The following is an 11,532-nucleotide window of genomic DNA, read 5'->3' on the forward strand; positions in this document are numbered from 1 at the left end:
AAGGTAACCAAGCACTAGCGGGGACTAAGAATTTTATGAACCTTATAGCTTTACAAACTTTATAAACTTCCTTCACTGCATCGGTTTCCCGTGCGCCGTGTACGGGGTACGTATACCCAATATTTTACATAGCGTGGGTAAAAGATCGGACATCATGGCATCCTCTTTTATCCCCGGTTTCACGCCCGCCCCGTACAGGTATAGCGGCACGATAGAACGTTTGCTGTGACGGAAATAAGTATCCTCCATTTCCTTCAACTCGGAAACCCACGTCGGGTGAATACAGAAAAGCACGTCACCGCTACGTTTGTGCGAGAAAGAATTTTGCACCAACCGGTTCATACCATCGGGGAAAGAGGTATGAATCAATGAATAAGCGGTCATCACTTTCGCCACGCCCTCGAACTCGATCATGAAATCGGCCACCTTGTCCTGTACCTCCTTCACTTCCAGCTTTCGTTCTTCTATCAGCCCCCGGTTCAAGTAAATTTGTCCCTGATCGTAATCGGCTATCCAATCACCGGGACCGTATATTAATGCCAGATAAGACTTCAGTAACGCCACCGCCCGGAAAATACTGAAATAATCGGAATTGACTTTTATCTTCCGCAAATCCTCCGGCATCAATTCCCGCGTTTCCGAGAAAGTCATGAATACCGTGTAGTTCCCTTTCCCGACCTTGGCATCCAACTTTCTCAACAGTTCGGCAACATCCATATCCAAACGGATCAGCATATCTTTCTCTTCCTCCGAATCAATGGCAAAATCACGATACATGTAATCCAGACAGGAGAAATTCACCGCCAGAAGATCAGGATCGTTATCCTCCCCCAAACGTTCCGCGTCAATCAACTTTTCCGCCAAGACTCGCACAAGAGTATTCCCGTAAGGGGTAGCCTTCAATACCCGGTAAGTATTGTATTCCCTTTTCGCCCGGGCTATATCGTAATAGAAATGATTGCGCAACCGGATACGTGCCGCCGATTTATCCTCATCGGAAAGCATCATCCATCCTTTGTTCACGAAATGATCGCTCTCCACCCACGTGTTGTAAGCCCTTAACCAATCGGGTAACACCGGTTGATAATAAGTAGACGATACCCACTTCCCGGTCTTCTCGCTAAACCAGATAGCCATATCCGCGCTAGACCCGCCGCTCAACACGGCTTCATCGCCATTCATGGCCACACTGTACACCCGGGACATCGGATTATTCATCTTCATCGCGCTTCCCAGACTCATCGTCTGCAAATAATCCGGTGCCAGACTTTTGATACTATCCGCTTGCTGCTCACCGATTTCCGTATAACGATCTGAATTTGTTGCAAATTGCCGTTTCCGACGCAAACGATCATGCCACGCTCTCGACACGATACCGTGTTCCGCGGGAAGCATCCCCGTGTATATCGAAGCATGGTCCACCCCCGTCTGCGTGTACATGTAATTGTAATTGGCATTCACCCGCAAGCCCTGTTGTACCAATCGTTTCAACCCGTTTTCGGACAACTTGTCACCGTACATATCCAACCATTCCGGGTAAAAATGACTTACCACGATTCCCACGACCAATTTCGGTTTATTTCCCTCGGCAAACACGTTTTGTACGGCTAGAAACGCTAAACCGAGCAATATCAATTTTCTCACGACTAATATTCTCATAACATTCAGAAGTTTCAGATTCTCAGTATTCGTGCAAAAATAATCAGAATATGATAATTTACAACCTAAAATTCTTTCAATTCTTAATTGTTTCGTATCTTTACGCCAAGAAACTATAAACAACCACATCCATTATGACTGAGAAGAAGTGTCTATTAACTGACAAATTGAGGAATTACGTTTATCGTCACGGAACGGAACTCTCGGACGATAAACTAAAAGAAATGGGAACTTCCCTGGAAGAGATCAACGAGAACTTCTCGGGAATGGAGGATATAGCTAACAGCATTTTCGAACAGGAACGCGTAGCGTTCGAGAAGATATTTGAAGAATACGATTTTGACGGTTGGAACGCGATAGATATTTTATTACTGGTAGGAAATGAAATTCACGATCGTTTCTTTAACGTGTCGCCATCCGTTTCGTTCAAGTTGGCCGAAACATTCCCGGGTATTTTTGAAAGCCATAAACAACGGCGTTCCGATTTTATTTACGAGAAGATAAAAATAAATATAGAGAAGGGGATGCAACAGGGAATGTACAAAGATGATGTATCCAGCGAAATGGTCGCTCGCATGTATATCGCCAAACTCAACGACATTCACAACCGGGAGATATATCCCCCGGAAGTATTTGACTTCGGAACGATTTTCAATAACCTGATCGATGGCGTGATTCGCACGATCACGAACGAGGAGGGGTGGCAATATTACAAGCAAAGGAAACAGCTGTACAGCGTGTTGAGTTTTAACAGGTAAAATAAAAAAACATGAGCGTAAAATATCAAATAGACGATATAGATCGGAAAATCTTGTCCCACTTGGTGAAGAATGCAAGAGTCCCTTTCCTCGAGATAGCGCGGGAGTGCGGTATATCCGGGGCAGCGATACACCAGCGGGTGAAAAAAATGGAAGACGCGGGGATTATTGAAGGCTCACGTTTTATAGTGAAACCCGATGCCCTCGGGTTTGGCGTGTGCGCTTTCATCGGGGTAGTCCTCGATCACGCCCACACGTACAAAACCGTCGTGAAAGAAATAGAAAGTATCCCGGAAGTCATGGAATGCCACTTCATCACGGGAGGATTCACCTTCCTGTTGAAATTAAGATGCAATGACCACCAGCACCTGATGGATATTTTAATCAACACACTTCAAAACATCCCGGGCATAGCCAAAACGGAAACTTTCATTTCATTGGATGAATTGATCGACCGGCAAATCATGTTAACCGCGAGCGAACAATAGTTCGCCTGCGGCGAGTTGCAGGCAACTCAATCAAACCTTTCCGCCATCCTTTTTATGGGACAATTTCGGGGCGATTACTTTCAACACTCCCGGGTGGACTTTCACGGTAACGGGTGGTACCAACGTGTAAGGATCACCGTCAATATGGGCTTTTGCCAAATCCCCTTCGATAAACGCCTCCGTGCATTGAATCTCGCTGAAATAAGGCAAGCGGGCAATCTTTGAATTCATGAAACAGTACAGGAAACGGGGAATCTGGTAATACTTGGGACGCTTCAATATACATATATCCACCAACCCGTCACGCAAGGAAGCCTTCGGGGCGATAGAAGCGTTATTGCCGTACTGCGAACTATTCGCCACGCTCAACACGAAGCACTCCTCCTCCCACGTCTTGCCGTTCACGTGAAAACGATAACGTTTACCGGGATAGCGGAACCACATCCGCACGATTGAATAAATATACGAGAATATTCCCCTTATTTTCATGGTACTGAAGAAATGAGCCACCTCGGCATCAAACCCGAAGCCGCTCACGTTCAGAGAATAGAGCCCGTTAATCTCTACCACGTCTATATTCGTCGTTTCGCTCTTCAATATCTGTTTCAGCGCTTTTGTCATCATCTGGGAGAAACCCAAGTGGCGGGCAAACCCGTTACCGCTTCCAAGGGAAATTACCCCGAAAGCGATACCCGTCCCCATGAGTGCCGTACCGATCTCGTTCACCGTTCCGTCACCGCCTGCCGCCACGATATGCGTGTAATTCTGACTTTTCGCCTGCTCCACGATCTCTTTCGCGTGCCCGGCATACTCCGTGAATCGAATATTATACTCGATATGCTTGTAGGCGGCAATATGCCGGATACGGTATGGAATCTCCCACCCCAAGCCAAATCCCGAAATCGGGTTCACGATAAACAATATTCGATATTTATCCATCTTTTCAATTTATGATTTAAGATTTATGATTTAAGATTTAAGACACGAACAACTAGCACGCAATCATAAACCCAAAATCATAAATCGTAAATTACTTCGTTTTTCTTCCAATCCCGTAATACTCGTACCCAAATTCCTGCATTTGTTCCGGGTTGTAGATGTTTCTTCCGTCAAAGATAATCTTGTGTTTCAAGGCTTTCTCGATAAAGGTAAACTTCGGTATCTTGAATTCCGCCCATTCCGTCACGACAATCAAGGCGTCGGCACCCTCCAAGGCATCGTACATATTATCTGCATACTCTATCCGGTTGCCAATCCGCCGCTTGCACTCTTCGACCGCGACAGGATCGAAGGCCCGTACCACGGCACCCGCTTCCAGCAATTTCTCTATCAACACCAGCGAGGGGGCTTCCCGCATATCATCCGTTCCGGGTTTAAAAGCGAGTCCCCACATGGCGAAACGCCTTCCCTTCAGCTCTTTTCCGAAACGCGAGGTTATCTTCCGGAACAACACGCTCTTCTGGTTCTCGTTCACACGTTCCACGGCCTTCAATAATTCAAGACTATGCCCGTGGTCGTCACCCGTGCGAATCAACGCCTTCACGTCTTTCGGGAAACAAGAACCGCCGTAACCGCAACCGGCATTCAGGAATTTCTTCCCGATACGGGTATCGCTACCGATTCCTTTCTTCACGGCCTCCACGTCCGCACCCACGATTTCGCACAGGTTAGCGATATCATTCATAAAAGAAATACGGGTTGCCAACATCGAATTGGCTGCATATTTCGTCATCTCCGCCGACAGGATATCCATAAAAAGAATAGGCGTATTGTTCAATATGAAGGCGTGATACAAACGCTCCATAACGTGTTTGGCTCTATCGCTTTCCACCCCTATCACTACCCTGTCCGGGGAAATGAAGTCATTCACGGCGTCCCCCTCTTTCAGGAACTCGGGATTGGAAGCCACATCAAACGGGATATCCGCCCCCCGTTTCTCCAGAGCCGCCTTAATCGTGGCTTTCACTTTATAATTCGTTCCGACAGGCACAGTAGATTTAGTCACCACCACGATATAATCGTTGATAATCTCCCCTACCTCCCGGGCAACATCCAACACGTAATGCAAATCGGCACTCCCGTCCTCGTCGGGCGGCGTACCCACGGCAATAAACACGGCATCCGCATCCTTCAACCCCTCCCGTAATGAAGTGGTAAAAAAAAGACGCCCGTCTTCCCGGTTCCGGATTACTAACTCCGCCAGTCCCGGCTCGTATATCGGCATACCCCCGTCGTTCAATAAATCAATTTTCGTACTATTCACATCGACGCAAGTAACAGTCACTCCTGTTTCTGCCAAACATGTCCCGGACACAAGTCCCACGTAACCGGTTCCAACAACAGCTATTCTCATATATTTTTTCCTTTATTTGCCTTGTTTTACTTGTTCGCAAAAATATGAATTAAAAATGAACAACACCGCTTTTTTTGTGCTATATTTGTAAATACAATACATAAGATTCAAATATTTGGTAAACATGAAAAAGGTTATTTTTCTCATTTCTATTTTGCTCCTGACAATCAATTTCTTCTCGTGTAAAGAGAAAACGAAGGAACAAAGTAAACTGGAGTACAGCAAATACATTTCAGGCTTCACGCAAGGAATGATAAAATCCACCGACCCTATCTACATCCGGTTGGAAGGAAAAGCGATGAAAACAGGCGACGACGTTCTCGTGCAACCGGAAAAATTAATGAAAATCAGCCCGAAAGTGGAGGGAAGTGTCACTATCCGGGACGGTAATACCATAGAATTTACTCCGACGACTCCGATGAAGAACGGGCAGACCTACGAGATTTCGCTGGCATTGGACAAAATATGCAACGTGCCGTCCGACCTGTCGACTTTCCGCTTCAACGTGAAAGTGCTGCCCCTCGTTTACGCTTTCCAAGAAGGCAGCCTCAGTGTCGATCCCAAGGACAACGACAAATTCTCGTATCGAGCCTCCGTCACCAACTCGGACGCCGTTACCCCCAACGAGGTGGAGCAACTCGTGAAAGCAAAAATCAACGGGCAAAACCAGACACTCGAATGGGAACACACCCCTTATATTCATTATTTCACGATAGCCGGCATCACCCGCGCGAACGACAGCCAATCCCTTGAATTGAGTTTCGACAAAAAAATAAAGAACGGTAACGACCTAATCGTTGAAATACCCGGCAATAAAGTCTTCTCCGTGCTGGAAGTAAAAGCGAGCGAAGAAAATTCCCGCACGATTGACATTACGATGTCCGACAACGTGGACATCAGTCAGGACTTTCAAGGGCTAATCACGATCGACGGGGTCGGCACCTTGAACTTCAACACGCGAGGCAATATCATTCGGGTATATTCCAACGAACGGGACAAGATGCAAGGCGTGGTTCAAGTTAATATATTCAAGGGAATCAAAAATACCACGGGCGAAAAACTCCAATCGGATGCCACTTTCAACGTGAGTTTCCAGTCAGCCAAGCCCGCCGTGACGTTCATCGGCGAAGGCACTTTCACCCCGGCAGAAGGCAACGTGCTTATTCCTTTCTCCGCGGTCGCCTTGAAAGCCGTGCAATTACGGGTAATAAAAGTATTCAACCAGAATATGAACTTCTATCTTCAGGAAGGAAATTACAACTACAGCAGTGACTACCAGCTACGCCGCGTGGGACGCATCATTCTCGACAAGAAAATCTCGCTGGAGAAACCGGGAGTACCACAAGACAACAACAAGTGGCAGGACTATACAATCAATCTGGCAGACCATATCCAACTGGAAAAAGGCGTGATTTACCGGGTACAACTCCGATTCCAAAAGTCGTACACTACCCTCGATTGCGCCAAGGAAGCCCAAGACGCTATCTCTGAAGAAAACTGGGATGAAACGTCTTCCGCGTATGACTATTATGACGATGACGACTATTATTACAGCTATCCCTCCGATTACTCGTGGGAAGAGCGGGACAATCCCTGTTCCAATTCCTACTATTACGTGAGTGACCGGTTCCCGAAAAAGAATCTCATCGTAACATCTCTGGGTGTCATTGCCAAAGCGGGTTCCGACGGCAAATACGTGGTTGCCGTGAATGACTTGCTCACGGCGGCACCCGTGGAAAATTGCAGGATATTCTTTTATAACTTCCAGAACCAAAAAATAGACTCTACCGTCACCAATTCGGCAGGAATAGCGACATTGCGGGTTCCCGGCAAACCTTTCGTTATCGTGGCGACCAAGGGCAATGATAAAACCTACTTGAAAGTCAACGACGCCTCGTCCCTCTCGCTCAGTAATTTCGACGTGAGCGGTGAAGTCGTGCAGCAAGGACTCAAGGGCTTCATCTATGGCGAACGGGGCGTATGGCGTCCGGGAAATGACATTCATCTCTCTTTCATGCTGGAAGACAAGGAGAACGTGATTCCCGTCGGACATCCCATTATAGCGGAACTCTATGACCCGAACGGTAACGTGACTCAAACCCGCAAAGCGGGACGCGATGAACACGGTTTGTATTGTTTCACGTTCAGCACCGACGAGCAGGCCGTGACCGGATACTGGCAGGCTGTTGTACGTGTCGGGGGTGTTTCTTTCAGAAAAACCGTCCGTATCGAGAGCATCAAACCGAATCGTTTGAATATCATCGCCAACTTGCCGGGCAACGTGCTCGGGGAAGGCGTGACGAAAAACACGATACCCGTTCAAACCCGATGGATGCACGGGGCGAAAACCAGTAACTTGAAAGTTATCACCGAACTACGGCTCTCGAAAGGCAATACCACCTTCCCCGGGTACAACGGGTATAACTTCGACGACCGTTCCCGTTATTTCAACACGACAACCGAAACATTCTTCGACGGCACGACGGACTCTGACGGAAACTTTAACCTGTCGGCAAACAACATCACCTCGGAGAACGCACCCGGTATGCTCAACGCCCTGCTCACGACGCGGGTGTTCGAACCGGGCGGAGACTTCAGTATCGTCACTTCCGGGTTCAAATACTCCCCCTACAAGGAATACGTGGGTATCAAACTACCGGAATCGGACGATAATTGGTACAAGGCGGGCAAACCGATGACTATCAGCGGTGCCGTACTTACCCCCGAGGGCAAACCTGTCAACAACAGAGATATCGAGGTGGAAGTCTACACCTTGGAATGGCGTTGGTGGTGGGATTCGGAGAATGACTATATCGGTTCATACGTCAACCGCTCATACCGTCGCCCCGTGTTCAACAAAACGGTCAAGAGCCAGAACGGCAAATTCAACGTGGACGTGACCTGCGACCAGTGGGGACGTTACTACGTGATCGCACGGGATAAAGAATCCGGTCATTCCACCGGTTCCACGTTCTACATCAGTTCTTGGCGCAACGACATGAATATCCCCGGCATGGCAACCCTGCTCACGCTCACCAGCGACAAGAAATCCTACCGTGCCGGAGAAAAAATCAAGATTACATTCCCCTCCTCGGCAGGTAGCGTGGCTCTCGTGAGCGTCGAGAACGGAAAGACCGTGAAAGACATTTTCCGGGTTCCGACAACTGAAGGGACGACTTCTTTCGAGATTCCCGCCACGAGCGAGATGTGCCCCAATATCTATGTCAACGTGTCACTCATACAACCTCATAAAAACCGGAACAACGATAAACCGATACGCCTGTACGGGGTTTTGAATATTGACATCGACGACCCGGAATTACGACTCACTCCCAAAATCGACATGCCGGAAGAGCTCCGCCCGTCACAGAATTTCACCGTCACGGTAAGTGAAAACGACGGCAAACCGATGACCTACTCTATCGCTATTGTCGATGAAGGACTGTTAGCCATTACCTCGTTCAAAACGCCGAACCCCTTCCCCGCTTTCTACGCCCGGGAAGCCCTCGGCGTGAAAACATGGGACTTCTACGACGACGTGGTAGGAGCCTTTGGCGGACGCTTGGAGAAAGCCTTTGCCGTCGGTGGTGACGAAGCCCTCGACCCGGAAGAAACCCGCAAGAGCGACCGTTTTACCCCCGTGGTGATATTCAAAGGTCCTTTCACCATCAAGAAAGGAGAGAAGAAAACCCATTCATTCAACATGCCCGAGTATATCGGCGAAGTCCGTACCATGGTCGTTGCCGAAGATAACGGTCGCTACGGTTCGGCATCCCGTAACACGAAAGTCAACAAACCGCTGATGCTCAACGTCACCATGCCCCGTTTGTTCACACCGGGCGACATCATCGAAATTCCGGTCACGGTATTTGCCATGAAAGACAATATCAAAGATGTCACCGTGAACCTCAAGACGGACGACAAGATAGAAGTTATCGCCCCGGCAAGCCAAGAAATCAAATTCTCCGGCACGGGTGAACAGATCGTGTTCTTGAAAGCGAAGATTAAAGAAAATACCGGTAAATCCACGCTTACCTTCACCGCTCAAAGCGGATCGGAGAAAGCTCATTTCAGTTGTGATGTAGACATCCGAATCCCGAACCCGAGAATTACCCGCGTGGATGCCCGCGAAGTGGCAAGCGGCGAGTCAATCACCTTCAACAACACGATGGAAGGACTGGAACCGACCTCGTTCCTTGAAATCACTTCTATCCCGCCCCTTAATCTGGAGGAACGCATCCAATACCTGATCCGTTACCCGCACGGGTGTGGCGAGCAAATCACTTCTGCCGTATTCCCGCAACTGATGCTTGACAGGCTGATGGATCTCAGCGAAGCACAAAAAGTAACCGTGGAACTGCACGTGAAAGACGTTATCAATCGCTTGAGGAACTACCAGTTAAGCAACGGGGGATTCAGCTACTGGACGAACTCCAACTATGTATCCGACTGGGTATCCACCTATATCACCGACTTCCTGACGCAGGCAGAGAAACTCGGTTACCGCATCCCGGCATCCATGAAGGCTTCGGCTCTTGATTACCTGTCGAAACAAGCGAATAGCTGGCGCCGGGACGATTATTATTCCGAGTTGGAACAATCCTACCGTCTTTACGTGCTGGCATTGGCGGGTAAACCCAACATGGCGGCCATGAACCGGATGAAAGAGGATAATTACAACAACCCGATTGCCCGTTGGCAACTGGCGGGAGCCTACGCCCTCGGCAAACACGACAAAATTGCCCAATCGCTGGTAGCCAACCTTCCGGCAGAAGCCAAACTCTATCGCCAACTGGGCAGGTGTTACGGCTCCGATCTACGGGATAACGCAATTATCATGCAAAGTATGGTAGACATGAACATGAAAGACGACGCCTACAAACTGTTGCAGAAAATGGCTCGTAAATTTGCTTCCAACGAATGGCTGAGCACGCAGGAAAGTGCCTTCGGACTTTGCGCTATCGGCAACTACGCGGGACGCTACTTCAAGGACGGCAACGGCATTGACGTGCAAATCGGAAAAGAGAACTTCAAAACCACGAAGACCGTACTGCAAAAAGAATTGGCAGTCAAAGATAACCGTTCAGAAGTAACCTTGAAAAATAACACTTCCGGCACACTCCACGTGCGCACGATCAATAGCTCAACCCCATTGGGTGTGATCACCGAAAGCGAAATGTCCGGGCTGAAAATGACCGTCAACTACTATCGTAACGGCGTGCTCAACAACCGGACGGATTATCGCCAAGGCGAAGACATCGTGGCTGAAATCACGATACAAAACACAGGAAACATCGGGTTATACGAGGAACTGGCACTTACTTTCATGTTCCCCTCCGGCTTCGAATTTCTGAACGAACGCCTTACCACGAACGAGAACCCGTTCAAGGGAGCCGACAATGCGGACATCCGCGACGATCGGGTGTATCTCTACTTCTCGCTCCAGCAAGGCGATTCGAAAACCTTCAAGCTACGCTTTAACGCGGCTTACCCCGGTAATTACCTGCTTCCGGCAGTCACTTGCGCGGCGATGTACGATAACTCCATCACAGCAACCCTACCGGGTAACAAAATCACGATCACCCGGGGAGAATAACTCTCTCCCCGGCGCATACGAGGGCGTGTTTTGACACGCCCTCTCGTTCATAAAGTCGAAAAGTCCATAAAGTCAAACACACAATTACACTGAATATCAGCATAATATTAAATCATAAACTTTATAGATCTTAGGAGCCGAAGGCTCGACTTTATGAACTTTATAGACTGGAGGTGTGTCAAAACACACCTCCATATACCCGTTAATTTAATATATTTTTAAGACAGAGATTCATGTTTATTATTTAGAAATAATCTACATTTGCAAAGCAAAGTAAAAAGGTATGCGTAGTAAAAACGTAAATAAATTCATTCACTTATTCTTGTTAGCTCTATTTTTGAGCTATTACGGGAGTATCACGTTTTTCTCGCACTATCATGTGGTCAACGGGGTAACAATCGTACACTCGCACTTCTTCTGCGGTCATACCGATTCGGACGGCGGTGCAAATCACACCCACTCGGCAAAAGAGCTTACCTTAATCGCCCATTTGAGCAATTTCATCACACTGGTCAGCGTTGCCCTTGTCGTTAGTGTTCCTCACTTGATCCACAAAATACATTACTATATTCATAATCAGGAGGAAGAACCTGATAAACAAACATTCACCTTAAGCCCCCTTCGGGCTCCCCCCTTTACAGTGTAAATAGTTTATTCTGCCGAAACAACAGTTCCGGT

The 11,532-nt window shown here is 48.0% G+C and carries 7 protein-coding genes; 4 read left to right on the forward strand and 3 right to left on the reverse strand.

Features of this window, described 5'->3' with window-relative positions; translation table 11 throughout:
- Positions 1-72 precede the first annotated feature (72 nt).
- On the reverse strand, positions 73-1,659 hold the full coding sequence (locus ACK8P8_RS15235) for an alkaline phosphatase family protein (RefSeq protein WP_186977811.1): 1,587 nt from the start codon (positions 1,657-1,659) through the stop codon (positions 73-75).
- A gap of 134 nt (positions 1,660-1,793) precedes the next feature.
- Here ACK8P8_RS15235 and ACK8P8_RS15240 point away from each other — a divergent pair, with 134 nt between their 5' ends.
- Both ACK8P8_RS15240 and ACK8P8_RS15245 read left to right on the forward strand, forming a co-directional pair.
- Complete coding sequence (locus tag ACK8P8_RS15240) at positions 1,794-2,417, forward strand: hypothetical protein (RefSeq protein WP_099290145.1); 624 nt, start codon at positions 1,794-1,796, stop codon at positions 2,415-2,417.
- Positions 2,418-2,428: 11 nt separating this feature from the next.
- The gene (locus ACK8P8_RS15245; protein ID WP_186977812.1) at positions 2,429-2,905 is read left to right on the forward strand and encodes an Lrp/AsnC family transcriptional regulator; all 477 of its coding nucleotides are present in this window, start codon (positions 2,429-2,431) and stop codon (positions 2,903-2,905) included.
- Between the two features lie 30 nt (positions 2,906-2,935).
- Here the strand turns inward: ACK8P8_RS15245 and ACK8P8_RS15250 are convergent, their stop codons facing one another.
- Positions 2,936-3,844, reverse strand: a complete 909-nt coding sequence (locus ACK8P8_RS15250) for a diacylglycerol/lipid kinase family protein (RefSeq protein WP_186977813.1) — start codon at positions 3,842-3,844, stop codon at positions 2,936-2,938.
- 91 nt (positions 3,845-3,935) lie between these two features.
- Positions 3,936-5,258 (reverse strand): UDP-glucose dehydrogenase family protein, encoded by a 1,323-nt coding sequence (locus ACK8P8_RS15255; RefSeq protein ID WP_186977814.1) that lies wholly within the window; start codon positions 5,256-5,258, stop codon positions 3,936-3,938.
- 124 nt (positions 5,259-5,382) lie between these two features.
- Here ACK8P8_RS15255 and ACK8P8_RS15260 point away from each other — a divergent pair, with 124 nt between their 5' ends.
- Both ACK8P8_RS15260 and ACK8P8_RS15265 read left to right on the forward strand, forming a co-directional pair.
- Entirely contained in the window at positions 5,383-10,854 is a 5,472-nt protein-coding gene (locus ACK8P8_RS15260) for an alpha-2-macroglobulin family protein (RefSeq protein WP_369860796.1), read from the forward strand.
- A gap of 283 nt (positions 10,855-11,137) precedes the next feature.
- Entirely contained in the window at positions 11,138-11,500 is a 363-nt protein-coding gene (locus ACK8P8_RS15265) for a DUF8478 family putative metalloprotein (protein ID WP_186977817.1), read from the forward strand.
- Positions 11,501-11,532 lie beyond the last annotated feature (32 nt).

The organism is Butyricimonas muris (genome assembly GCF_046365375.1).
Taxonomy (GTDB): domain Bacteria; phylum Bacteroidota; class Bacteroidia; order Bacteroidales; family Marinifilaceae; genus Butyricimonas; species Butyricimonas muris.

Bases quoted from the DNA above. Each gene is read 5' to 3' on its own strand.
- ACK8P8_RS15265 (WP_186977817.1), top strand. From the start codon at position 11,138: ATGCGTAGTAAAAACGTAAATAAATTCATTCACTTATTCTTGTTAGCT.
- ACK8P8_RS15245 (WP_186977812.1), top strand. From the start codon at position 2,429: ATGAGCGTAAAATATCAAATAGACGATATAGATCGGAAAATCTTGTCC.
- ACK8P8_RS15250 (WP_186977813.1), bottom strand. From the start codon at position 3,844: ATGGATAAATATCGAATATTGTTTATCGTGAACCCGATTTCGGGATTT.
- ACK8P8_RS15255 (WP_186977814.1), bottom strand. From the start codon at position 5,258: ATGAGAATAGCTGTTGTTGGAACCGGTTACGTGGGACTTGTGTCCGGG.
- ACK8P8_RS15240 (WP_099290145.1), top strand. From the start codon at position 1,794: ATGACTGAGAAGAAGTGTCTATTAACTGACAAATTGAGGAATTACGTT.
- ACK8P8_RS15235 (WP_186977811.1), bottom strand. From the start codon at position 1,659: ATGAGAATATTAGTCGTGAGAAAATTGATATTGCTCGGTTTAGCGTTT.
- ACK8P8_RS15260 (WP_369860796.1), top strand. From the start codon at position 5,383: ATGAAAAAGGTTATTTTTCTCATTTCTATTTTGCTCCTGACAATCAAT.